The following is a 23,423-nucleotide window of genomic DNA, read 5'->3' on the forward strand; positions in this document are numbered from 1 at the left end:
TCAATCCTCCGTCTGGACGTCCTGGGCCTTGAAGCCCCACTCTTCCAACACCTTCGCTTCGTCCTGCGCGCTGCGCGTCTTCTTGAAGCGGGCTCCCGGCACGCCCTTCACCCTGCGCTCGCATGCGGCCCAGGTTGCATGGCGCTTCACGGTGCGGCCCACCTCACTCAGGTAGGAGTACGCCTTGGCGGAGGCCTCTTTCTGCCGGGGTTTTTCCTCGGGCAGCGAGGTGTTCTCAGGCACCTCGAGCACGTCCACCCCGTATCCCTGCAGCGGGCCCACGTAGAGCTTCGTGCTCCGGCCCTTCGAGAAGGCGACGGCGATCTCGTCCACCCGCTCATTGCCTGGCACTCCCGTATGTCCGCGAACGTACCGCCACTCCACGACGGCGGCCTCGGGCGGGAAGTCCTGCTTGCGCTGGGCCACCAGTGCCATCAGTCGTTTCCAGTAGAGGGCATTGGCTACCTCGCCCCCCTCGGCCGTCTTCCACCCTCGCTTGCTCCACCCGAACGCCCAGCGGGTGATTCCCTGAATCACATAGGTGGAGTCCGTGTGGATGTGCACCGGCCCCGGTGTCCGCTCCAGGTGGCGCAGCGCCTTGCCCACCGCCGTCAGCTCCATCCTGTTGTTGGTGGTCTCCGCCTCGCGGCCTCCCAGCTCCGTCACCTGTCCGTCGGGCGTGACGATGATCGTTCCCCAGCCTCCCGGACCGGGATTGCCGGAGCATGCTCCGTCAGCGAAGACCAGGGTGGGGCGGTTCTCCTTCTCCATGTCTCTACCCTATGCGGCCAGGTATCCACCTGCCAGGACGACGAACGTTGGCCTCCTGTCCTTGTTGATGACCTCTCACGGGACCGGCCTCTCCTGGCTTAGCCTCTCCGCATGCTCACCGAGGTCAGCGCGGGGCCCTATACGGTTCGAGGTATTTCGGTCGGCGGCGTGTACACGTCGCTGCAGGTTCCGGAGCTCGGTGTGGTGCTCGATGTGGGCGTGCCTATTCGTTCCTTCGCCGGGACGGATCGCATCTTCCTGAGCCACGGTCATTCCGATCATGCGAGCGCGCTCGGCTCGCTGCTTGGTATTCGGAACCTCATCGGTAAGGGCGCTCCCCAGGTGTTCCTCCCCGCGGAGATTGAAGCGCCCGTGCGCGAGGCCCTCGCGGCCCAGGGGCGGCTGCACCAGACCGATACGGACATCGAGACTGTTCCGATGCGCCCGGGGGACACGCAGCACCTCGGGCATGGTCTGTGGGTCCGTGCCTTCCGCACCCATCACACGGTGCCCTCGCTCTGCTACCAGTTCTTCCGCCGTGTTTCGAAGCTGAAGCCTGAGCACCAGGGGCTTCCTCCCGAGGAGATTGCCCGCAGGCGCAAGGCCGGCGAGCCCCTCTTTGACGAGGTCGACCGGCTTGAGCTGGCCTATGCCACGGACACGCTCTCGCGCGTGCTGGAGACTGCTCCCTCGCTCCTGGAGAGCCGTGTGCTGATTCTTGAGTGCACGTTCATCGATGGGAAGCGCACCGTGCAGGATGCGCAGGAGCGCTCGCATATTCACCTCGATGAGATTCTTGCTCGGGCCGAGCTCTTCCAGAACGAGGCCCTGGTGTTGATGCACTTCAGTCAGGCCTACGGTCCCGATGAGGTTCATGCCGCGATTCAGGCCCGTGCTCCCCAGGGGCTTCGCGACAGGTTGCGTATTTTTGCTCCCCCCTCGGGCCGCTGGTTTGGGTGAACGGGTGGGAGCTCGGGGGGCGTATACCCTCACCCCGTCCCTCTCCCAGAGGGAGAGGGTCTGACTCGTGTGGCTCCGCTGCCTCGCCGTGGTTCCTGGGACACGCTCGCCCCGTGTGTGTTCGTGCGCTCCGTGTCTCGAAGTGCCTGGAATGTGGCTCCTCTCCAGCGAGCGGGCGTGCTCGATTTGCCCCCACTCTCCGTTGGCATCCCTCGTGCTCTAGCCCCCTGACAAGGAGGAATCCAAAGTCATGGGCAAGCGCGTGGGTGTTCTGATGGGTGGTTGGGGCGAGGAGCGGGAGATCTCTTTGAAGACCGGCGAGGCCGTGGTCGCGGCCCTGGAGTCCCGGGGTCACACGGTCAGCCGCATCTTCGCCGGCCCCGGGCTGGACCGCGCCCTGCGCTCGGCTGAGCTCGACGTGGCCTTCATCGCCCTCCACGGCCGCATGGGTGAGGATGGCAAGGTGCAGGGGCTGCTGGAGCTGATGGGGTTGTCTTATACGGGCTCGGGCGTGCTGGCCTCCGCGCTCGCCATGAACAAGCCCATGGCCAAGAAGCTCTTCCGGTTGCACAACCTCCCTTCGCCCCAGGGCTACCGTGTGGGTCGCGCCGACGTCTCGCGCGCCCTGGAGCTCCACGGCGACCTGGGTTTTCCCTGCGTGGTGAAGCCCGCGTGCGGTGGTTCCTCGGTGGGTCTCTCGGTGGTGCGTGAGCCCGAGGCGCTTGTCTCCGCCGTGGCTCTGGCCAGCCGCTTTGGTGGCGAGGCCCTCGTCGAGCGCATGGCTCGCGGCCGTGAGGTGACGGTGGGGATTCTCGGTGACGAGGTGCTTGGCACCTGCGAGGTCGCCACCCCGCGCGAGGGCTTCGACTACGACGCCAAATACAAGAGCGGCTCGCGCTACTTCCTCCCCGCGCGGCTGTCCCCCACGCGCCTGGGCAACGTGGAGTCCCTGGCGCTCGCCGCCTACCGTGCCCTGGGCTGCCGCGGCTATGGCCGGGTGGATCTCATCTGCTCGGAGGATGAGAATGACGTCATTCTTGAGGTGAACACTTTGCCGGGCATGACTCCCGTCAGTCTGCTGCCCAAAATCGCCGCCCAGAAGGGCCTCGATTTCCCCGCGCTGGTGGAGCGCATCCTGGCGCTCGCCACTCGGGACGAGGTGGATGTGGCCGAGGCGCCCCTGGCCGTTGTTGCGCCCGCGGAGGTGCCTGCTGGGGTGGCCCAGCGCGCCGCGAGCTGAGGCCTTGAAGGCCCCGGAGGTCGCGGGTTTGCGCGGCCTCCCATGGCTCCTCCCCTGGTGATGGTCCCGACAAGCATTTGACAGCCACCGGACGCGTCCCTATTGTCCGCGCTCGTTACACCCTGGATACGACAATCCCTTGTCTTTCCGGGCACATACGAGGCGGGGGGCTCCGCTCGACCGGGTGCGGCGGTCCGCGTGGGTCGGTCTTTCATCTCCGCCGAGCAGGGTAAGAACCGCGGCGACTTCACCCGCGGTAGGGGCCAGGTCAGATGACCACCGTCGAGATCATCTTCTTGGGCGTGTACTTCAGCGTCCTCTGTGTGCTGGCGGTTTACGGATCGCACCGCTACCGGATGGCGTACCTGTACTACCGCCACAAGTTCAAGCTGCCCACGCCCAAGGGCGTGTTGCCGGCATTGCCTCGGGTCACCATCCAGCTCCCCATCTTCAATGAGATGTATGTGGTCGAGCGCCTGGTGGAGTCGGTGTGCCGCATCGACTACCCGCGCGAGCTGCTGGAGATCCAGGTGCTGGACGACTCCACGGACGAGACGTGCGCCATCGCTCGCGCGTGCGTGGAGCGTCAGCGGCAGCAGGGCCACGACATCGTCTACATCCACCGCCAGAACCGCCAGGGCTTCAAGGCGGGCGCGCTGGAGAATGGCCTCTTGACGGCCAAGGGCGAGTACGTGGCGGTGTTCGACGCGGACTTCGTGCCCACGCCGGACTTCCTGCTGCGCACGGTGCCCTTCTTCGCCGACCCCAAGGTGGGCATGGTGCAGGTGCGCTGGGGCCACCTCAACCGCGAGTTCTCCATCCTCACCCAGGCCCAGAGCATCTTCCTGGACGGCCACTTCATCATCGAGCACACCGCGCGCAACCGCTCGGGCTGCTTCTTCAACTTCAACGGCACGGCCGGCATCTGGCGCCGCGTCACCATCTCGGACGCGGGGGGCTGGCAGCACGACACGCTCACCGAGGACCTGGACCTGAGCTACCGCGCCCAGGTGAAGGGCTGGCAGTTCATCTTCCTGCCCGAGGTCATCTCGCCCGCCGAGGTGCCCGTGGAGATGAACGCCTTCAAGAGCCAGCAGCACCGCTGGGCCAAGGGCTCCATCCAGACGGCGCGCAAGCTGCTGCCGATGATCCTCAAGAGCGACCTGCCCTTCGCGGTCAAGCGCGAGGCGTTCTTCCACCTCACCAACAACATGGCCTACCTGTTGATGGTGGTGCTCAGCGCGCTCATGCCGCTGTCCATGGTGGTGCGCTTCCAGCACGGCCTCTACGGCACGCTCTTCCTGGACCTGCCCTTCTTCCTGAGCGCCACCGCCAGCGTCTGTGCCTTCTACGTGGCCGCCCAGCGCGAGCAGGGCGCCAAGGGGTGGGCCCGCTTCAAGTACCTGCCCTTCCTGATGAGCCTGGGCATTGGTCTGGCCATCAACAACGCCCGGGCCGTGCTCGAGGCGCTGCTGGGTCAGCAGTCCGGCTTCACGCGCACCCCGAAGACCGGCGCCGAGGGCAAGAAGGTCGCCACCGTGAAGAAGAGCTACCGGGGTGACAAGACCCTGATGCCCGTCATCGAGCTCTCCTTCGCGCTCTACTTCACCGGCGCGCTGTGGTTCGCGATCGACAAGCACATCTACAGCTCGGTGCCCTTCATCCTGCTGTTCCAGCTGGGCTTCCTGTACGTCGGCGTGTCCAGCCTGCTGCAGGGCCGCCTGAAGTTCAGTGAGTCCGCTCCCGCGCCCGTGAAGGTCGCCGAGGAGCAGACCCGCCGCGCGGCGTAGTCCGCTGCGTGGGCACCTGGGGCGAGGGAAGGTCCCTCGCCCCCCGTCCTCTTCCAGAGCGCGGCGCTCAGCTCCCCGAGGGCGTTCCGGCATCTCCGGTCGTGGGGGGGACTCCCGCATCCGGTGCTCCAGCGTCCGGAGCTCCCCTCAACAGCCGCTGCTCCTTCCACGTCGGCTTCGCGCCGTTCGTGGCCGGGCGGCAGTCCTCGTCGATGGCCGCCGAGGCCACCGCGCGCAGGGTCAGGCCCTTGTCGTCACAGACGATCGCCTGCGTCGGGAAGCGCACCGGGCACTCCGTTCCCGCCGGGGTGAACGTCGTAGACCGGGTCTCTCCCACGAAGCCTTCCGGCGTCCGGTTCAGCACGATCTGGACCGTCGTCCCCCCATCTGTGTGCACCTCCTCACCTGTTCGGGTGCGCGCCAGCGTCAGCGTCAACGTGCCGCCGTCATCCTCGCCGAGGTACCGGAACGCGGGGTTCTCCGTATGGTGGTACTCTCCCGCCTGGCTCTTCTCGCACTCTGGAGGCACCCGGATGGGGAGGGGCGCCGAGGGCAGGGAAGGGGTCCGGGCCGGACAGGCCGTGAGGGCGGTGGCGAGGCTACCTGCTACAATCCAGGGAATCCGTCGTGACATGGGGCAGTGATATTCCCCCAACCGGCCCTTGGGGTGGGCTCTTGTTTGACCCCTCTGTCGTGACTCTCTAACCTTTGCTCCGACATGCTCCTGCGCCGCGCCTTCCTGATCGCCTTGGTCCTCTGCCTCGCAGCGCCTTCTGCCTTTGCACAGGGCATGGACGATCTGCTCGCCCCCTTGACGCCCTCTTCATCGGACAAGGGGAAGGGCAAGGCAAAGGGCAAGGTCACCAAGAGCAAACCGTCAAAGGCCTCGAAGGGAGCGAAGGCGAGCAAGGGCTCGAAGTCCGGAAAGGGCTCGAAGCAGAGCCCCGAGCCAGAGGAGGCCGAGGCGTCGTCCGCTGACGCCGATCTCCTCGCGCCCCTCGTCAAGAAGACGGAGCTGCTCGTGAAGCTCAACGGGGTCAGCAAGGGCGCGCGTTTGTTCATCGATGACAAGGACGTGGGTTCGGTGCCCAAGGGCCCCATCGAGGTGACCCCCGGCGAGCACACCCTCGTCGTGCGCAAGCCCGGTTATCGCGAGTTCTCCCGGCGCGTCACTGCCCCGGAGGGCGAGTCCACCGAGGTGAGTGTGCTGCTCGAGGCCACCGCCGGCTTCGTCTCCGTGAAGGCGGATGTGGCGGGGGCGCGCGTGCTCATCAACGGCGAGGACAAGGGCGTGGTCCCGCTCGACAACGTCATTCTCCCGGCTGGCTCTTACGACATCGTCGTCCAGCGCGAGGGCTTCCGCGCCGAGACGCAGCGCATCGCTGTGCGCGCCGGCAAGGAGTACACCGTCGAGGTCAACCTGCGTCCGGATGCGCTCGCCCAGGCGGACCAGCCGCGGGCGCCCATCCTCACCCCGAGCAACACCCAGACGCCCTCCCCGCTCACTCAGGAGGTGCCGGCTGTCTCCACCAGCGCTCCGCTGACCAAGCGCTGGTACTTCTGGGCCGGTGTGGGCGCAGTGGTGACCGCCGCTGCCGTGGGCACGGTGATCGCCACGCAGCCGCTCAAGCCGAATACGGTCTGTGGCGGCACCTGTGACGGTGTCATCAACGCGCCCACCGGTGGGTTGTTCAACTTCTGAACCGGGGTGTAGACCCTCACCCCAGCCCTCTCCCAGAGGGAGAGGGAGGACGCGGGAGGGTGTAACATCCCCCCATGCTCGCCCACCTGCATCGCTGGCCGTTGTTGGCACTGCTGCTCGTGCCTGGGGTTGCTCCCGCCGGGAACTTCGTCCCGCCTGAGGTGCAGTTCTCCCTTCAGCACCTCAAGTCCGAGGAACGGGCCCGGGCCGCGCAGGCGCTCGGCCCCCTGGAGGATCTGCCTCGCTACCAGGTGCAGCTCGAGGTGGATCCGAAGGCGCGCAAGGTGACGGGCCACCTGCGGGTGGAGCTCTCCGTGCGCAACCGCCCGCTGGAGGCCGTCTACCTGCGTGTCACGCCCAATGCCTTTGATCCGCGGGTGGCGCTGTCGGAGGTGAAGGTGAACGGGCAGCCGGTGAAGCCGGAGCGCCCCGAGGACAGCCTCTACCGGTTGCCGCTGGCCAGCCCCGTTGCCCCGGGTGCCTCGGCGGTGGTGGAACTCGACCTGGAGGCTCGCGTGCCTCGCGCGCAGCCCGGCTCGACCTCGTTGCTGGGCTCGTTGGGTGCCTCGGGTGGGGCAGGGGACTACGGGGCCTTCGCCGCCATGGACGACTTCATGAGCCTGGTGGGCGTGGTGCCCCTGGTTCCCCCGCTCGATACGAGCGGCAACCCCTGGGCGGGCCCCACGGGCGTGGGAGACCTGGCGCTGTATGAGCCCTCGAACGTGCTCGCCAACATCATTGTCCCGTCGGGCTGGAAGGTGTTCGCCACGGGCGTTCCCATGGGCGAGCTGCCCCAGAAGGACGGTCGCGTTCGCTACAGCTTCGCGGCGGGCGCGGTGCGGGACTTCCCCGTGTTCGCTGCTCGCGGTTACCAGAGCGCCACCGCCACGGTGAATGGCGTCACCGTGGAGAGCCACTTCGCCGCCGCCGATGCCGCGGTGGGCAAGCGCGTGCTCAAGTACACCAGCGACGTGCTCACTGAGTTCGAGCGGCGCCTGGGCCCCCTGCCGTTCAAGTACTTCCGCGTGGTGGAGGCCCCGCTGTCGGGTGGGGCGGGCGGCATGGAGTTCCCCGGCCTCGTCACCGTGGGCACGGCGCTGTATCGCGGGGCGGCGAACCCCGGCGGCGCGCTCGAGGGGCTGAAGGGGATGAATGAGATGCAGCAGCTCCTCCAGGCCATGGGAGGGGATGCGGCGCCGCTCGCGCAGCTCGGCAAGACGCTGGAGCGCACGCTCGAGTTCACCGTGGCCCACGAGGTGGCGCACCAGTACTTCGCGGGGCTGGTGGGCTCGGATCCCATCAACGCGCCCGTGGTGGACGAGTCGCTGGCCCAGTACGCGGCGCTGCTCTACATGGAGTGGAAGCACGGGCGCGCGGCGGCGGAGCAGACGCGGCAGGAGTCGCTCGTCTCGGCCTACCACCTCTTCCGGCTCTCGGGCGGTAAGGATGCCCCGGCGGACAGGCCCACCTCTGACTTCGAGGACTCCATGCAGTACGGCGCGCTGGTGTACGGCAAGGCGCCGCTGCTGCACCACGCCTCGCGCAAGCTCATGGGCGACGAGGCCTTCTTCAAGGGCCTGCGCTCCTACGTGGACACGTACCGCTTCAAGTGGACGTGCGGGGACTGCCTCACCCGGGAGCTGGCCAAGGCGAGCCCCTCCAACGCGAAGGAGCTCGAGCGCCTGCGCGTGCGCTGGTGGAAGGAGACGCACGGTGACGAGGATCTCGGCCAGGCAAACCTGGGCGCCCTGCTGACGGGTGGCGGTGACATCGATCCCGGGACGCAGAAGCTCATCGAGGAGCTCCTGCCGGGCCTGCTGCAGCAGGAGTAGGCGCTCATTCTTCTTCAGGGAAGTTGGATGCTCCCTCTCCCCTCGGGAGAGGGTGGGGGTGAGGGTAGCCGAGCCTGTTCTTCAACCCGTGGCCCGCAGTGTGGACAGGGGTTGAACCCGAGTGCACCCGATACCCTCACCCTGTCCCTCTCCCAAAGGGAGAGGGGAAATGGCCCCGAGTCAGCGCCTGTTCCCAGGGGCTCTCCTTCGCGGACTGACCTGAAGAGGATTAGTCGAACAGCGCCTGGACGAACTCGCGCGGCTCGAAGCGGCGCAGGTCGGCGACCTTCTCGCCGACGCCTACCCACACCACGGGGAGCTTCAGCTCGTCGCAGATGCCGATGATGACGCCGCCCTTGGCGGTGCCGTCCAGCTTCGTCAGCGCGATGGCCGTCACGCCCACCGCCTCGTGGAACTGCTTGGCCTGCTGGATGGCGTTCTGTCCGTTGGTGGAGTCGAGCACCAGCAGCACCTCGTGGGGAGCCCCGGGAAGCGCCTTGTCGATGACGCGCTTCACCTTCTTCAGCTCGTCCATCAGGTTGACCTTGGTGTGGAGCCGGCCTGCTGTGTCGGCGATGACCACGTCGACGCCCGCGTCCTTCGCCTTCTTGATGGCCTCGAAGATGACCGAGCTGGGGTCCGCGCCCTCGGCCCCCTTCACCAGCTCCGCCTTCGCGCGGTCCGCCCACACGTCGAGCTGCTCGGTGGCGGCGGCGCGGAACGTGTCGCCCGCGGCCAGCAGCACCTTCTTGCCCTGACCGGTCAGCTTCGCCGCCAGCTTGCCGATGGTGGTCGTCTTGCCCGCGCCGTTGACGCCCACCACCATCACCACGTGCGGCGGGCCTCCGCCCTCCAGCGTGCGCGGCACCGGCAGGTCCACGATGCGCGTCACCTCTTCGCGGATGAGCCCCTTGATGCGATCCGCGTCGCTCAGCTCGTTGCGCTTGAGCTTCTCGCGCGCCACCTCCACCAGGTTGGACGCCGTGCGCACACCAATGTCCGCGGTGAAGAGGATCTCCTCCATCTCCGCCAGCACGGACTCGTCCACCTTGCGGTTGGCGCCGAAGAGGCCGTTGAGCCGCGCCATGAAGCCCTGACTGCGCGTCTTGTCCAGGCCCTGCGCCAGCGTCCGGCCCGCCTCGGCCTCGATCTTCGCGCGTGCCGCCGCCTCCTCCGCGCGCCGGGCCTCCTCAGCCGCTGCCGCCTCGCGGGCCTTCTGCTCCGCCAGCAGCCGCTCGGCCTCCTCGCGCTCGCGCTTGCGCCGCTCCCTCGCCTCGTCCTCCGCGGCCTTCTTCGCGCGGTACTCGGCGCGCTTTTCCTCCTCCTCACGCTCCTTGAGGGCCCGGGCCTCGGCCTCCAGGCGGGCGCGCTCGGCGGCGTCCGTGGTGGCCTTCGCGGCGCGGGTGGCCTCCTCTCGCTGGCGGGCGAGCGCCTCAGCGCGGGCGTGAATCTCCTCCGCCTCACGCCGCCTGGCGAGCTCCGCTTCGGTAGGCGGCAGCTCCACGCGCAGCTCCGGCCGCTCCGCCGGCAGCTCGGGCTTCTCCTTCGTGGGCGGTACCGTGGGCGCCCTGCCGGGTACCTCGGGGCGGCGCTTGAAGAAGAGCTTGCGTGCCGCCGCCACCATCAGCGCCACGAGCAGCACCGTGATGCCAACGCCCACCACGGTGTCCACGGTGCTTCCCTCGGGCGGCGGCGGCGTCCCCGTCTCCGGCACCCCAGGTTGAGCCTGAGGCGGCTCCTGGGGCGGGGTGGGCTGCGGCGACGGCGCCTGCGCGAGGAGGAAGGGAAGGGCGGTGGGCGTCTTCATGGCGCGCACCGCATACCTCAAGATGCTCCGCGAGTCCTATCCCTCTTCGACCCGGGCCAGGAAGCGCACCGGCCCCGGCATGGCATTGAACGCTTCAGGAAGTCCGGGCTCCGGGGGGGCAGTTGAGCGCGGGTGTCCCAAGTGGCTACGGGCCTGTGGATGCCATGCCGGGAAGCCGGTAGAAACGGGGCGCCATGCGCCGTCCCACTCTCCTCTCCCTCCTGGTTTCCGTGTCCCTCCTCAGCGCCTGCATCGTCGAGGCGCCCGGTGGTGCCAGCCCCAACGAGCGGCGCCAGGCCGTGGTGACCCAGGTGCCGGCGCTCTCGGTTCGCACCGGCGCCAACTTCGGGGACAGCGTGGAGCTGGTGGGTGCCACTGTACAGCCGGGCCGCCTTGCTCCCGGCGAGGCCGCTCGGGTCACCGCCTACTTCAAGGTCCTCAAGCCCCTGGAGGAGGACTACACCATCTTCGTCCACCTGGAGGACGCCGAGGGTCGCATGGAGCGCATCAACGTCGACCACAAGCCGGCCGGTGGCCTCTACCCCACCACCCAGTGGAAGGTCGGCGAGACGGTGAAGGACGAGTTCAGCATCACGCTCCCGCCCGGCGCCTCCGCCCGCCAGCTCAACCTCTGGCTGGGGTTCTGGGAGCCAAAGACGGACGAGCGCCTGCAGCTCAAGAACCCGGACGCCGTGCGCAACGATGGGCGCAGCCGCATCCTGCTCGTGCAGGTGCCCGTGGTGCAGCGGTAGGTACAGGGAAAAAAACCGGAGTGGCCCTGTAAGCCGAGTTTTGTCACCACCCCTTTCGGGGTGGGTAGTGAACATTCATCTAGGGCCCTGGTTGCCCAGGGACCTCGTCAGCGAGCAACCCGAGCGCATGGGACGGGCAACCCCTGTCCCCTTTCGGGGACGCGCTCCTATTGGCTCTTGCTCCAGGTGGGGTTTTCCGTGCCGCCCGAGTCACCCCGGGCGCGGTGCGCTCTTACCGCACCGTTTCACCCTTACCGGCCCCTCGCGGAACCGGCGGTTTGTTTTCTGTGGCACTGTCCTGCGAGTCGCCTCGACTGGTCGTTAACCAGCACCCTGCCCTATGGAGCTCGGACTTTCCTCCCGTCACCCAGTCCTGCAGTGACCAGCGTTCACCCGGACCACTCCGGCACACGCCTCATACAACAGACGCGGCTCCCAGGTCACTCCGGGAGAGGGGAGGCGGTTCACTTCCCCCGCGCGCGCTCACATCCGCTCGTCGATGGCGCGGTTGCTCATCTCGTCGGCGGCCTTGTTCTTCTCGCGCGGCACGTGGGCGAGCTTCACCCGGGGGAACTGCTTCAGCAGGGCGACAGCTTCCTCGTAGAGGGGGCGGAGCGTCGGGCTCTTCACCTGGTAGCGCCCCTGGAGCTGGCGGATGAGCAGCTCACTGTCGGCGGCCACCTCGAGCTGCTTCACCCCCAGTGACAGGGCATGCTTCAGGCCGAGCAGCAGGCCCATGTACTCGGCATAGTTGTTGGTCTGGACGCCGAGGAACCGACCGAGCCGGGCGACGACGCGTCCCTCGGTGTCCATCAGCACTGCGCCGGCTCCCGCCGGACCCGGGTTGCCGCGGGCGGCTCCATCCGAGAAGAGCTTGAGGCTCTGGGGCACTTCGCTCAGGGCGGGCGGCTCCGGAGGGCGCGACGCCGGGACGGGCTCGGGTGGGAGGGCCGCAAGCCGTCCGGCCGCTGTCTCCAGGAGTCGGCTCAGGTCCTCGCGGGTGAGCCCCGGAAAGGCCCGCACCGTCCCCGAGAGCGGCTCCTCGCGCCCGATGTAACGGAGGATGTCGACGAGGTCCGGCGGGGCCATCGTGCGTGAGGGGACTACTTCTCTGCCGGCGTCTCGAGCGCCTCGATGGCGTAGATGATGCGGTTGCAGGACGGGCACACATCCGTGCCCAACGACACGCGCAGGTTGTTGTAGAGCTGCGGCGGCACGTTCATGTTGCAGCCCTGGCAGGTGCCGTTCACCACGCCCACCATGGCCGGCAGCTTCTTCTTGCGCACCGTCTCGTAGCGGCGCAGCAGGGTGGGGTCCACGCGAGCGGAGACCTCGGAGCGCTTGCCCTCGAGCGTCTTCACCTGGCCCTCGGCCTGGCTCTGCTTGCCACGCAGCTCCGCCATCCGGCTGGAGAGCTGCTCCTGACGGGCGGCGAACTCAGTCTCCTTGGCCTTCACCGCCTCGCGCGCGGCCCCGAGCGTCTTGCTCAGCTCCACGAGCTCGTCGGCCATCGTCTGATTGGCCTTCTTGGCGATGTCGATTTCCCGGGCGAGGGCGGAGTACTCGCGAGTGGAGCGCTGCTCGGCGAGCCGCGCCTCCCACTTCTTCACCTTGTCCTTCTCGTCGGTGATGTTCTGCTCGAGCGTCGTCTTCTGCCGCTCGATGTCTGCCACGCGGTTGCGCTCCGCTTCGATGGCGCTGCGCGCGGCGCCCAGCTCGCGCTCCAGTTCCGCCAACTGCCGGGGATGCACGTCCGCAGCCTTTCGGAGCGAGGCGACCTCAAGGTCCACCTTCTGCAGCTCCGCCAGCGCCTTCAGTTTCTCCCGCAAATTTGCTGCCTCCCAATGGGGGCCCTACCTCGGAGCCCGGCCCCTTCTACCAACAAGGTTTTCCAGGGTCCAACGCCCAATTTGACTCAGTGTCATCCCCGCATGATGCAGACAGGCGGGCTGGATTTGAAATGCCTTCACGCTCCAGTTAGACGAGCAGGGGTGTTCCGCTCCCTGCTCTCGCTGCTCGCCCTGAGCACGCTGCTTCTCTTCACTCCGGGTTGCAAGGAGCCTGCTGCCTCACAGGGAGGGCAGGCGACCTCCACCCGTCCCGGCGTCATCGTGGGCCGCATTCGCCTCTCAGGAACACCGCCCTCCCTGCCACCCTTGCCCACCATTCCATCGGTGGCTTCTGTCTGCGGCGCCTCGGTGCCTGATCGCTCCATCGTTGTGGGAGCGGGTGGCGCGCTGGCCTACGCGGTGGTGGCGCTTGCCGATGGGGCCGAAGCACCTGCCCCGGACCCCGAGGCCCCTCCTGCCATGCTGGAGCAGAAGCAGTGCGCCTTCGAGCCGCCGGTGCTCGCTGCCCGAGCAGGCTCCCTGCTGGAGGTGCGCAACTCGGATGCCGTCTTCCACAATGTCGATGCCCTGGCCGGCTCGCACAAGCCCATCCTCAACGTGGCGCTCCCCATCGAGGGCTCTCGCGTGCGCTGGCCGCTACCGAGCGCGCCGGGCGTCCTCGAGGTCCGCTGCGACCTGCACCCCTGGGTGAGCGCCGTCGTCCGCACCTTCGAGCACCCCTGGTTCACCACCACGGATGCCTCCGGCCACTTCCGCCTGGAGGTGCCGCCAGGCACGCACTCCGTCTTCCTCTGGCACCCGCGTCTGCCTGGCGTCTCCCGCCCCATCTCCGTGCGCGGCGGGGAGACCGTCCGTCTCGACCACGCCTGGGCGGCGGAGGAGCTCCGTCAGTAGTCCGCCCTCGAAAAAAAGAGAGCCGGAATGAAAAGTTTCCGTCTAGACGGAAAGCTTGCTACAGGGTGCGCCCATGGAACGAGGGGGACGACCCATGCAGCCGAAGAAGCGACCCAACCCGAGGGGGACTCCTGCCCCGAGGCTGTCGGTCAAGAGCCAGGAGCCAGGCCGCCCGGTGGGCATCCAGGCCCTGGGGAGCGTCCGTTACGAAGAGCTGCGCCGCGCGCTTCACCAGCTGCGTGAGGCAGCCGAGCGCTGAACGGGCCCACGGGACGAGAAGGGGGGACCGCCATCAAAGGGCGGATTCCCCCCCTCTCGTGACGGGCTCAGATCTCCTCGTCCTCGTCGGCCGGGACCTCGGCCTCCTCGTCGTCGAACTCGGCCAGCTCCTCCTCCTCGCTCTCCGCTGCGGGCTCCTCAGGCTCGATGGGCTCGATGACCTTGGGGATGGAGGACAGGCGACCACGCCGTCCCTCGGAGGCCGGCTTGAGAGCAGGACTCTCGCGTTGATCCGCGCCGCACTTCGGGCACAGAGGGTCCGGCTTCTTCATATCGTAGAACTTCGTGGAGCACTTGAAGCAGACGTACTTGTTCCCGAGGTCCTTCGCGGGCATGCGCCACCTTCTGTGTCAAGAGGGTAGGGGGAGGCGGCTCTTAGTTGGGCCGGCAGGCGGAGTCAACCCGATGGTTTGCACTCCACGGCCCAGGCGCTAGCATTCCGGGCGCTCGCCCTTGTGTGCGCGCGCTGGACAGCCCCCCTTGAACTTCTCCTGTAACAAGTGTCAGCGGCGGTACTCCATCGCGGACGACAAGGTCCGCGGGAAGACCGTCAAGGTTCGTTGTAAGAATTGCCAGAACGTCATCTCGGTGGAAGGCCCGCCCGTCGAGGAGCAGGAGAGCACGCGCGTCGTGTCCCTGGCGGACGTGGAGCGCCTTCGCGAGCAGGACCGCTCCCTCGCCGCTGAGGAGGAGTCGGCCGCAGCCGCCGTGGCCCAGCAGGCCGTAGCCGCCGGGTCGGCGCAGTCCTGGGAGGACGAGCCCACGCGGACCATGCCCCTGCGCGACAGCCGCTCGCCCTGGTTCGTGATGGTGAAGAGCAAGCAGGAGGGGCCGCTGGATGAGGGCGCCCTGAGCGAGCTCGTGGCCTCCGGTGCCGTCACGGCCCGCAGCTACTTCTGGCAGCAGGGCATGCCGGACTGGAAGCGGGGACAGGACATCCCCGAGCTGGCCGGCTTCTTCGCGGCGCCCGAGACCCCTCCGCCCGCGGCGCCGCCTCCCCCCGTGCGCGCCGCGCCGCCTCCGGTGAGGGAGCCCGAGCTCGAGCCCGTCCCCGCGGAGAAATCCGCCACCTCGTGGCAGCCCGAGCCGCCGGCTCCCTCGCAGACGACGTGGCAGACCAGTCCCACCCAGCGTCGCCCGGTGCCTGTCGCCAAGGATGCCACGCCTTGGGAGCCCGAGCCTGAGTCCCAGCAGACTCCGGCCCCAGCGTCCGACGGGTCGGACGCCAACGGTGCGCCCCTGGGCGCGCTGTTCTCTGACCTGGACCTCCCCCAGTCCGAGCCGCAGGGCGAGCTGGGGCCGGACATGCTCGCAGGGGCGCAGCAGGAGGATCCGCTCGCCGCATTGGGCAAGGAGCCGGAGGCCAAGCGCGCACAAGCGGAGAACACCCAGTACTTCGTGAAGAAGGCGGGAGTGCACCGGCGCAACCCGCCCTGGAAGATCGCCCTCTTCATCGTGCTGCTGCTGGGCGTCCCCGTGGGCGTGCTGTACGCGCTCACCGAGCTGCAGGTGGTGCCGCTGCGCGTCACCCGCGTGGATGCGCGGGGCAACACGGTGCAGGAGCCCGTGTCCGTCTTCTCGTCCGAGGGCATGAGCGAGCTGAGGGATTTGATGCTCGGCCGCTCCAAGCCGCCTCCGCCACCCCCGCCGCCCGCGCCAAAGCCCAAGGCGCGTCCCAGCGAGCCGGTGAAGCAGGAGCCGCCTCAAGAAGTCGCCCAGCCCGCGGCCGAGGCGCAGCAGGGCGTGACGCAGCAGGAAGCAGCCGCGCTCTACGCCGAGGGTGAGAAGAAGGACGTGGGCCCCGAGGTGCGCGAGAACACCGAGGTGGCCGCCACGGACTCGTCCGCGCAGTCCGGCCCGCCCCAGGAGGCGATCGCCCGCGTGGTGGCGCAGTCGCAGTCCGCCTTCAAGTCGTGCATCGAGGCGGCCCTGCGCAAGAACCCGAAGCTGCGCGACGGCAAGCTGCTGCTCACCGCGACGGTTGGCAGCTCCGGCACGGTCAAGAAGGTTTCCTTCGACCGAAGCGACCTGGACAGCTCTCCCATGGGCAACTGCATCAAGGGGCGCGCCAAGCGCATGGTGTTCCCCTCCTTCTCGGGGGATGACGTCGAGGTCGAGATTCCGCTCGTCCTCTCGAAGTCCATGTAGCCGCGCGGGAGTCTGGGCTTGGATAGGGCCGCTCCTCGCGCGGGCCGCTTGCCGCGCACCGTGGTGTTGCTCGGCGTGGTGAGCCTGCTCACGGACATCAGCAGCGACATGATCTTCCCGCTGCTGCCGGCCTTCCTCGCCGCGAGGCTGCCAGCGGCGCCCCTGCTGCTCGGGACCATGGAGGGCGTGGCGGACCTGGTCTCCTCCCTCCTCAAGTACCAGTCCGGCGTCTGGGCGGACCGGGCGCGCCGGCTCAAGCCGATGGTGTTGGTGGGCTATGGCTTGTCCAGCCTGATGCGCCCGCTGATGGCCTTCGTCACCCTGGCCTGGCAACCCATCGCCATCCGCGCGCTGGACCGGGTGGGCAAGGGCCTGCGCTCGAGCCCCCGCGACGCGCTCATTGCCCACTCGGTTTCCGCGGACTCCCGTGGCAGGGCGTTTGGCTTCCACCGGGGCATGGACCATGCGGGCGCTGCGGTGGGCTCGCTCGCCGCGATGGTGCTGGTGGCCGGGGGCCTGCGCGTGGAGCAGGTGTTCTACGTCGCCGCCGTGCCGGGCCTGCTCGCGGTGGTGGCCCTGCTGCTCGTGCGTGAGCCGGAGCGTCCGGAGTCCGTTCCGGCCACGGGCCTCACCCGCGCGCTCGGGCCGGTGCCTCGACGGCTCGCGTACTACCTTGTACCCGTCACCCTCTTCGGAGTGGCCAACTCCACGGATGCCTTCCTCCTGCTGAAGCTCACCGAGGAGGGCGCACAGCCCGAGTTCCTGCCCCTGGCGTGGTTGCTGCTCCAGGCGGTGAAGTCGGCTGTCTCGTTCCCGGCGGGCCGGCTCGCGGACCGGCTGGGAGCGTCGCGGCTCGTGCTGGCGGGCTGGTCCCTCTACGCACTGAGCTACGTCGCGCTCGCCTGGGCCCGGGGGGTGACCCTCACGATGGTCGTTATCTGCGTCTATGGGCTGTACCACGCCCTGGCGGAGGGCGCGGAGAAGTCGCTGCTCACCGCGCTGGTGCCGGCGGAGGCCCGTGGGCGCGCCTTCGGCCTCTACAACGGACTGACCGGGGTCTCGTCACTCACCGCGGGCCTGCTCTTCGGCGCCCTGTGGACGGTCCGAGGTAGCACCACCGCCTTCCTCACCGCCGGAGTGCTCGCTGGGTTGAGTGCGCTGCTGCTCGTGCTGCTGCTGCCGCGCGCGCAGCCTTCGGCTCAGGCCTGAGCGCCCGGACTACAGGTCGAAGTCCCCGGGCGGCGGCGTCTTCTTCTTCATGGCCCGCTTGCGTGCCTTGTGTACCTCGGCGCGCAGGCGCTCGGTGGCGGCCGGGTCCACCGTCAGCGTGTCCAGGTCCAGCACGTCGCCCTCGCGCGCTTCGGGCGGTAGCTTCGCGCGGGGGCGCGTCACCTCGCGCCCATCCACGATGAGCACGGCGAGCTCGTCCTCGAATCGATCCAGAGTGGCCTTGGTCATGGGTCGCAGTCCTCGGAAGGGCGGCGCTCGCGCAGCGCGGCGGCCCGGCTGGTGTACACCGTGCGCTCCTTCGTCTTCGCCCGCTCGAGCGTGCCGCAGTCCTCGCGGTGGAACACCTTGCTGCCCTTGAGGCTCACGTAGCGCATGCCCGAGGTGCTGGAGGCCGGAGTCGCTGTCTTGTGCTCGGAGTGTGTTCCCTTGGCCGGCACGGCCTTGTGGGTCATGGACAGGGGACCGGTGGCGACGGGCCCGGTCACTCGGCCGGGGACGACGGTGGGTTTGCTCCCCCCTTTCTTCGGCGTGAGGGTCACAGTGGTGCCGTTGCTCACCGCGAGCACCTCGCCCTGGAGGTCGGTGCGGAAGATGCGCGCCCCCGTGGCTCCGAGCCGCTGGATGGCCTCCTCGGTGGGGTGCCCGTAGTCGTTGCCCGCGCCGCAGGAGATGACGGCCGCCTGGGGCTTTACCGCCGCGAGGAACGGGGCCGTGGAGGAGTGGCGGCCTCCGTGGTGCGCCACCTTCAGCACGGTGGAGGTGAAGTCGATGGGCTTGCGCAGCAGGTAGGCTTCGGTCTCCGGCTCGGCGTCTCCCGTGAAGAGGAACGCCGTCTTCCCATACGTCAGCTTGGCGACGATGGAGTTGGCGTTGACGTCCGAGCGCGTGTTGTCGAGGAACGCGTCCTGCGGGGTACGCGGCCAGAGGATGGAGAGCGTCGCGCCCTCGCCGAGCCCGACGGTGAGCAGTGTCTCGGGCGCGCTCGGGTCGGGCGTGGGCGTCATCACCTGTCCCGCCTTCTTGCCCACCACCTCCAGCAGCTTGCGGTAGGCCTCGCTCGGGTGGTCGAAGCCTGGGTCCATGAAGCGCCTGGCGCCCACCGCCTGGATGACCTTGGCGAGCCCTCCCAGGTGGTCCAGGTGCGGGTGGGTGAGGATGACCAGATCGATGGGCCCTTGGACGAGCTGGCGTATACGGGGCACCAGCGCCTCATCGGCCTCGGGCGGGCCCCCGTCGATGAGGACCGTCTTGCCGGTGGGCGAGACGATGAGCGCCGCGTCCCCCTGGCCCACGTCGAAGAAGTAGACGGTGAGCGGCTTCAGCGCAGACGTCTGCTGGGCGGGAGACGAGGCGGCTCGGCCCGGCAGGGCGGCGAGCAGCACGAAGAGGGCAAGGAGAAGCCGCACGAAGGCCATGGCGGAGCGGAACTCTACTCCAGTGCACGCTGTGCGGCGTGGAAGCCTCACAGGAGCGTCACGACGCTTCCCGAGCGGCCCGGACTGGGCTAGACCGCGCCCCATGTCCGAGGCCCCAGACATCAAGCGGGTTGTCGAGGAGATCGCCGACCAGGTCCGCCACAGCATGCTCGGTTCCCGGGCGGGCAGTGCGCCGAGCGCGCCCCAGGCCAGCACCGAGCCTCCGCGTCCTATCGGGACCGCGCGCATTGCGCCCGAGTCCATCCAGGACAACGCCGCCTTGGCGCCCTACATCGACCACACGTTGCTCAAGCCCGAGGCCACCCGCGAGGACGTCGCCCGGGTGGCGCGCGAGGCGGTGGAGCATGGCTTCGCCACGGTGTGCGTGAACTCGTGCCACGTGGCCACGGTGGCGGGCATCCTGGCCGGCTCGAAGTCCGTCCCCATCGCCGTGGTGGGCTTCCCGCTCGGGGCGGCGCTCACGAGCGCCAAGGCCTTCGAGGCCCGTGAGGCCATCCGCCTCGGCGCGCGGGAGATCGACATGGTCATCAATGTCGGCGCGCTCAAGGCGAAGGACTACGCGGGGGTGCTCGAGGACATCTCCGGGGTGGTGGAGGCCAGCCGACCCTACCCGGTGAAGGTCATCCTCGAGACGAGCCTGCTCTCCCTGGAGGAGAAGGTCGCCGGCTGTGTGTTGTCCAAGGCGGCGGGCGCGGCGTTCGTGAAGACCTCCACGGGCTTCAGTACCGGTGGGGCCACCGTGGAGGACGTGGCGCTCATGCGCCGCGTGGTGGGTGATGAGGTGGGCGTGAAGGCCTCCGGAGGCATCCGTTCGGCGGAGGATGCCCTGAAGATGATTCAGGCAGGGGCCAACCGGCTGGGCGCCTCGGCGTCCGTGGCCATCGTCACCGGTCAGAGGTCCACCGCGAAGTACTAGCCACCGGGTGGAGATGGGTCGTGACCCAGGCACAGCGTGAGAAGTTGAAGCAGAAGTTGTTGGCGCTCCACGCGGAGCTGACGGGCAAGGCTCCCGTGAAGATCGAGCCCAACCGCACCGATGAGACGCGGGTGGGCGGGGACGAGGACGAGCAGCCCCTCAACGAGATGATGCAGGCCATTGCCTCCAAGCGGAACCGGAACATGGACGGCGTGCTGCAGCTCGTGGTCAAGGCGCTGGGCAAGCTGCGCGATGACCCGGACTCCTTCGGCGAGTGCGAGGAGTGCGGCGACGAGATTCCGCCCGGCCGCATGGAGGCGATGCCCTACGTGGAGTTTTGCGTGAACTGCCAGGGTCAGAAGGACGCGCCGAAGGGCGGTCCGACCCGGCGCAAACTCACTGATTACACCTGAGTCCTGGCTCGGGTCTGATCATCGCTGAACAGACGGGGAAGGCGGGACGCGGTTCCACGGCGTCACCGGCCTTAAGGAGGGGAGTACATGGACGCGACTGGACTGAAGGAGAAGGCCGAGGCATGGCTGGCGGCGGACCCGGATGCGGCCACCGTGGCCGAGCTGCGGGATGTGCTCGCGCGCGGCGACCTCGCGGACTTGGCGGACCGTTTCGCGGGTGACCTGGAGTTCGGCACCGCGGGCCTGCGCGGCGTGCTGGGCGCGGGGCCCAACCGGATGAACCGCGCGGTGGTCCGTCGCACCACGGCGGGCCTGGCGCGCTACCTCAAGGCCACCGTCCCGGACGTCACCACCCGGGGCGTGGTGGTGGGCCGGGATGGCCGGCGGTTGAGCGCCGAGCTCGCCGAGGACACCGCTTGCGTGTTCGCCGCGGAGGGGATTCCCGCGCATGTCTTCCCCATGCTGGCGCCCACGCCGCTCACCGCCTTCGCCACCCTGCACCTCAACGCCGCCGCGGGCGTCATGGTGACGGCCAGCCACAACCCGCCCGAGTACAACGGCTACAAGGTGTACTGGGGCAACGGCGCTCAAATCATCCCGCCCCATGACAAGGGCATCGCTTCGTTCATCGCGAAGGTGGAGCCCGCCAACCAGGTGGAGCTGCTCACCCCCACGGAGGCGTACGCGCGCGGCCTGTGGCGGGACGTGCCGGACTCGCTCGGCGATGCGTACCTGGACGCCATCCTCAAGCTGCGCGTGCACGGGCGTGGCTCGGACTCGCTGCGCATTGTCTACACCGCCATGCACGGCGTGGGGGGGGCGTGGATGGAGCGGGCCATGGAGCGCGCGGGCTTCTCCAACTTCCACGTGGTGGCCGAGCAGCATCGGCCCGATGGCTCCTTCCCCACCGTGCGTTTCCCCAACCCCGAGGAGCCGGGGGCCATGGACCTGTCGCTCGCCACCGCCCAGCGCGTGGAGGCGGACCTGGTGCTCGCCAATGATCCGGACGCGGACCGGCTGGCGGTGATGGTGCGCGATGGGACGGGGAAGCTGCGCATGCTCACCGGCAACGAGGTGGGCGTGCTGCTGGGCCACTACGTGTTGGTGCAGGGGCCCACACGGCGCTCCAAGCCGCACCTCGTTGCCACCATCGTGTCCTCCACACAGCTCGGTGACATCGCCGGCGAGCTGGGCGCCGCGTACGACGAGGTGCTCACCGGCTTCAAGTGGATCGCCAACCGCGCCATCGAGCGCGAGAAGGCTGAGGACACGCAGTTCGTCTTCGGCTACGAGGAGGCGCTCGGCTACGCGGTGGGCACCGTGACGCGGGACAAGGACGGCATCAGCGCGGCGCTCGTGTTCGCGGACCTGGCCGCCTGGTGCGAGTCGCGTGGGAAGACGGTGCTCGGCTACCTGGAGGAAATCCAGCGCCGCTTCGGCCTCTACGTGAGCGGGCAGCGCAACTTCACCTTCCCGGGCGCCGAGGGCGCGCAGGTCATCACGCGCATCATGGACGGCCTGCGGAGCGCGCCCCCCACGTGCGTGGGCGAGCTGTCGGTGAAGAACGTGAGGGACTACAAGAAGGGCGAGAAGCTGCCGCCCTCCAACGTCCTCGCCTTCGAGCTGGAGGGTGGCGGACGGGTCACGGCACGGCCGTCCGGGACGGAGCCGAAAATCAAATATTACTTCGAGCTGAAGGAGACGCTGGGCTCCGGCGAGCCGGTGGAAGCCGCGCGCGCCCGGGCAGAGGCCCGACTCCGCAAGCTCATCGACGCCTTCATCGCGCTGGTGCGCGAGCGAGGGCAGCCGGAGGTGGGTGCGTGAAGCGCAGTGTCCTGAATGGGTTCCTCGTGTTGGTGCTCCTCGTTTCGGGCGTCGCGGTGGCGCAGGAAGCGTCGTACGGCCGTGGCCAGGGCTGGTCCGTGCTGTCGGGCCAGACGGTGGGGCAGGGCGGTACCGCGTTGGTGGGCCAGGTGGGCTGGCCGGGGCTGTCGCTGGGCCTGCTGCACGGGGCCGCGCCGAAGTTCGACATCGGCGGCAAGCTCAGCTTCAACTACGGCCGTGAGGGCATCGTCACCAGCGTGGTGCCGGGGCTGAAGCTACAGGCCTGGGTGCGGCTCATGCTGCTGCAGTCCTCGCGGGTGAACGTGGGCCTGAGCTTTGCCCCCGGGCCCTTCTTCTATTTCTACGAGAACTTCACCGACGTGGGCCTGTCGCTGCCCATCGCCCTCACCGTGGGCATCCCCGTGGGCAGCGCGCTCATGCTCAACGTGGGCCTGGACATCCCCTTCTACGTCGTCTTCGGCGCCGGCGGCGGCCCCGTCTTCCCGCTGCTCCTGGGCGGCGGGTTGGAGTACTTCGTCGACCGCAACCTCGCCGTCACCTTCAACGTGAGGATGGGGCCGTCCATCGGCGCCTATGGCGACTTCCGGGGCCGGGGCCGCGCGCGCTTCACCCTGGAGGCGATGTTCGGCGTCGCCTACCGGATGTAATCCTCCAGGGCCGGGCCCGCGAGCACTACCAGCTCGCGGTGCCCTGGTCCGGCAGCTCCACGGTGACGGTGACGGTGGTGCCCGTCTGGCCGTGGTTCCTCACCGCAAGGTGCCCGCCCAGCGTCTCCACCAGCTCGCGAGCCACCGTCAGGCTCTCCGCGCGGGCGCTCCCGGTCAGCTTGCCCGGCTCCTGCTCCACCGTGTCCCGCGCCGCGTAGCGCAGGTGGAAGGAGGGGCCGTAATCCCCGAAGTCGTCCTGCGGCTCCACGCCCAGCCGCACCGCCCGAAGGGATGCTCCCTCGCTCCTGTGGGCGCCCACGGCGTCGGTGAGCAGGTGGAGCATCACCTGCTCCGTCCTCCTCCGGCTCACCCTCGCGAATACGGGCTCGTCCGGCAGCTCGAGCTGGATCTCGGTGGCCTCGACATGGCCAGTGGCGTGCAGCAGGGCCACCGCATGCCGCGCCAGCGCGCACAGGTCCAGGTACTGCGAATCCGCATCGTCCATCCGCGTGCTCACGGCGGTCAGGCGACTCCGGCTCTCGCCATTCGTCACCAACATCTGCTTCGGCCTGCGGGCCATCGCCACCGCGCTCATCGCGTCACCCCGTGCTTCATGTGATTTGTCTGGTTTCACGTCGGCTTCCCCCCCCCAACCGATTCAGGACGCCGACCTTGCTCCTCTGTCCCCCATCCCCTCGACCACCCTCACGTCCTGCACCAGTCGTCACGCCATTCCATGCGATGCGCGTGCCGGTTGTGTCACGGCCCCGTATCGAATGTACGGCATAGGACGCTTCATCATTCCTTCCTTGAAATACAGCTCTTTGTTGTGTTGCCAGGTTGAAGGCATACTTATTCCTGCCTGGGATTACATGAGAATAGGTGGGTCAGGAATGAATCCCCGTCAGAAA

Annotated in this window: 23 protein-coding genes and 1 other RNA gene; 14 read left to right on the forward strand and 10 right to left on the reverse strand. The window is 68.6% G+C overall.

What is annotated here, in order from left to right:
• On the reverse strand, window positions 1-771 hold the full coding sequence (locus F0U60_RS13495; protein WP_395818993.1) for an RNase H family protein: 771 nt from the start codon (window positions 769-771) through the stop codon (window positions 1-3).
• A gap of 111 nt (window positions 772-882) precedes the next feature.
• Between F0U60_RS13495 and F0U60_RS13500 the strand changes: the two genes are divergently transcribed.
• The 3 genes from F0U60_RS13500 (at window position 883) to F0U60_RS13510 (ending at window position 4,761) form a co-directional block, all read left to right on the forward strand.
• The gene (locus F0U60_RS13500; protein WP_395818996.1) at window positions 883-1,731 is read left to right on the forward strand and encodes an MBL fold metallo-hydrolase; all 849 of its coding nucleotides are present in this window, start codon (window positions 883-885) and stop codon (window positions 1,729-1,731) included.
• Between the two features lie 250 nt (window positions 1,732-1,981).
• The gene (locus F0U60_RS13505) at window positions 1,982-2,971 is read left to right on the forward strand and encodes a D-alanine--D-alanine ligase (RefSeq protein ID WP_395818999.1); all 990 of its coding nucleotides are present in this window, start codon (window positions 1,982-1,984) and stop codon (window positions 2,969-2,971) included.
• A 272-nt stretch (window positions 2,972-3,243) separates the two neighbouring features.
• Window positions 3,244-4,761 (forward strand): cellulose synthase family protein, encoded by a 1,518-nt coding sequence (locus F0U60_RS13510; protein WP_395819002.1) that lies wholly within the window; start codon window positions 3,244-3,246, stop codon window positions 4,759-4,761.
• Between the two features lie 67 nt (window positions 4,762-4,828).
• On the opposite strand, the gene F0U60_RS13515 is transcribed toward F0U60_RS13510, so the two are convergent.
• Window positions 4,829-5,395, reverse strand: coding sequence for a hypothetical protein (locus F0U60_RS13515; RefSeq protein ID WP_395819004.1), 567 nt, complete (start codon window positions 5,393-5,395; stop codon window positions 4,829-4,831).
• Between the two features lie 156 nt (window positions 5,396-5,551).
• On the opposite strand from F0U60_RS13515, the gene F0U60_RS13520 reads away from it, so the two are divergent.
• Both F0U60_RS13520 and F0U60_RS13525 read left to right on the forward strand, forming a co-directional pair.
• Window positions 5,552-6,463 (forward strand): PEGA domain-containing protein, encoded by a 912-nt coding sequence (locus tag F0U60_RS13520; protein ID WP_395819007.1) that lies wholly within the window; start codon window positions 5,552-5,554, stop codon window positions 6,461-6,463.
• 74 nt (window positions 6,464-6,537) lie between these two features.
• Window positions 6,538-8,295: a M1 family aminopeptidase gene (locus F0U60_RS13525; protein ID WP_395819010.1), complete on the forward strand. Its 1,758-nt coding sequence runs from the start codon at window positions 6,538-6,540 to the stop codon at window positions 8,293-8,295.
• A gap of 229 nt (window positions 8,296-8,524) precedes the next feature.
• On the opposite strand, the gene ftsY is transcribed toward F0U60_RS13525, so the two are convergent.
• The gene (gene ftsY / locus F0U60_RS13530) at window positions 8,525-10,102 is read right to left on the reverse strand and encodes a signal recognition particle-docking protein FtsY (protein ID WP_395819013.1); all 1,578 of its coding nucleotides are present in this window, start codon (window positions 10,100-10,102) and stop codon (window positions 8,525-8,527) included.
• A gap of 194 nt (window positions 10,103-10,296) precedes the next feature.
• Here ftsY and F0U60_RS13535 point away from each other — a divergent pair, with 194 nt between their 5' ends.
• Window positions 10,297-10,854 (forward strand): hypothetical protein, encoded by a 558-nt coding sequence (locus F0U60_RS13535; RefSeq protein ID WP_395819016.1) that lies wholly within the window; start codon window positions 10,297-10,299, stop codon window positions 10,852-10,854.
• A 13-nt stretch (window positions 10,855-10,867) separates the two neighbouring features.
• On the opposite strand, the gene rnpB is transcribed toward F0U60_RS13535, so the two are convergent.
• From rnpB to F0U60_RS13550, 3 genes are all read right to left on the reverse strand, one after another.
• Window positions 10,868-11,259, reverse strand: an RNA gene (rnpB, locus tag F0U60_RS13540) — RNase P RNA component class A.
• Between the two features lie 78 nt (window positions 11,260-11,337).
• The gene (locus tag F0U60_RS13545; RefSeq protein ID WP_395819018.1) at window positions 11,338-11,943 is read right to left on the reverse strand and encodes a ribonuclease HI family protein; all 606 of its coding nucleotides are present in this window, start codon (window positions 11,941-11,943) and stop codon (window positions 11,338-11,340) included.
• 14 nt (window positions 11,944-11,957) lie between these two features.
• Window positions 11,958-12,683, reverse strand: coding sequence for a zinc ribbon domain-containing protein (locus tag F0U60_RS13550; RefSeq protein WP_395819021.1), 726 nt, complete (start codon window positions 12,681-12,683; stop codon window positions 11,958-11,960).
• 162 nt (window positions 12,684-12,845) lie between these two features.
• Here F0U60_RS13550 and F0U60_RS13555 point away from each other — a divergent pair, with 162 nt between their 5' ends.
• Together F0U60_RS13555 and F0U60_RS13560 are read left to right on the forward strand one after the other, a co-directional pair.
• Window positions 12,846-13,598 carry a carboxypeptidase regulatory-like domain-containing protein gene (locus tag F0U60_RS13555; RefSeq protein WP_395819024.1) on the forward strand — a complete coding sequence of 251 codons (753 nt, stop codon included), beginning with the start codon at window positions 12,846-12,848 and terminating at the stop codon, window positions 13,596-13,598.
• Window positions 13,599-13,692: 94 nt separating this feature from the next.
• Entirely contained in the window at window positions 13,693-13,857 is a 165-nt protein-coding gene (locus F0U60_RS13560) for a hypothetical protein (protein ID WP_395819026.1), read from the forward strand.
• Window positions 13,858-13,924: 67 nt separating this feature from the next.
• Here F0U60_RS13560 and F0U60_RS13565 read toward each other — a convergent pair whose 3' ends face one another.
• Entirely contained in the window at window positions 13,925-14,212 is a 288-nt protein-coding gene (locus tag F0U60_RS13565) for an FYDLN acid domain-containing protein (RefSeq protein WP_395819028.1), read from the reverse strand.
• A gap of 145 nt (window positions 14,213-14,357) precedes the next feature.
• Here F0U60_RS13565 and F0U60_RS13570 point away from each other — a divergent pair, with 145 nt between their 5' ends.
• Window positions 14,358-16,025 (forward strand): AgmX/PglI C-terminal domain-containing protein, encoded by a 1,668-nt coding sequence (locus tag F0U60_RS13570; protein ID WP_395819031.1) that lies wholly within the window; start codon window positions 14,358-14,360, stop codon window positions 16,023-16,025.
• Window positions 16,026-16,043: 18 nt separating this feature from the next.
• Entirely contained in the window at window positions 16,044-17,234 is a 1,191-nt protein-coding gene (locus tag F0U60_RS13575) for an MFS transporter (protein ID WP_395819034.1), read from the forward strand.
• Between the two features lie 9 nt (window positions 17,235-17,243).
• Here the strand turns inward: F0U60_RS13575 and F0U60_RS13580 are convergent, their stop codons facing one another.
• Window positions 17,244-17,483 (reverse strand): DUF3006 domain-containing protein, encoded by a 240-nt coding sequence (locus tag F0U60_RS13580; RefSeq protein WP_395819036.1) that lies wholly within the window; start codon window positions 17,481-17,483, stop codon window positions 17,244-17,246.
• On the reverse strand, window positions 17,480-18,670 hold the full coding sequence (locus F0U60_RS13585) for a ComEC/Rec2 family competence protein (RefSeq protein ID WP_395819038.1): 1,191 nt from the start codon (window positions 18,668-18,670) through the stop codon (window positions 17,480-17,482). The genes F0U60_RS13580 and F0U60_RS13585 overlap by 4 nt, the downstream gene beginning before the upstream one ends.
• A gap of 103 nt (window positions 18,671-18,773) precedes the next feature.
• Here F0U60_RS13585 and deoC point away from each other — a divergent pair, with 103 nt between their 5' ends.
• The 4 genes from deoC (at window position 18,774) to F0U60_RS13605 (ending at window position 22,512) form a co-directional block, all read left to right on the forward strand.
• Entirely contained in the window at window positions 18,774-19,607 is an 834-nt protein-coding gene (deoC, locus tag F0U60_RS13590) for a deoxyribose-phosphate aldolase (RefSeq protein WP_395819041.1), read from the forward strand.
• A gap of 20 nt (window positions 19,608-19,627) precedes the next feature.
• On the forward strand, window positions 19,628-20,020 hold the full coding sequence (locus tag F0U60_RS13595) for a TraR/DksA family transcriptional regulator (RefSeq protein WP_395819044.1): 393 nt from the start codon (window positions 19,628-19,630) through the stop codon (window positions 20,018-20,020).
• Window positions 20,021-20,107: 87 nt separating this feature from the next.
• On the forward strand, window positions 20,108-21,844 hold the full coding sequence (locus tag F0U60_RS13600) for a phospho-sugar mutase (RefSeq protein WP_395819047.1): 1,737 nt from the start codon (window positions 20,108-20,110) through the stop codon (window positions 21,842-21,844).
• Window positions 21,841-22,512: a hypothetical protein gene (locus F0U60_RS13605; RefSeq protein ID WP_395819050.1), complete on the forward strand. Its 672-nt coding sequence runs from the start codon at window positions 21,841-21,843 to the stop codon at window positions 22,510-22,512. The genes F0U60_RS13600 and F0U60_RS13605 overlap by 4 nt, the downstream gene beginning before the upstream one ends.
• A gap of 25 nt (window positions 22,513-22,537) precedes the next feature.
• On the opposite strand, the gene F0U60_RS13610 is transcribed toward F0U60_RS13605, so the two are convergent.
• Entirely contained in the window at window positions 22,538-23,146 is a 609-nt protein-coding gene (locus tag F0U60_RS13610; protein WP_395819053.1) for a sensor histidine kinase, read from the reverse strand.
• Window positions 23,147-23,423 lie beyond the last annotated feature (277 nt).

Source organism: Archangium minus (genome assembly GCF_044360475.1).
Taxonomy (GTDB): domain Bacteria; phylum Myxococcota; class Myxococcia; order Myxococcales; family Myxococcaceae; genus Archangium; species Archangium minus.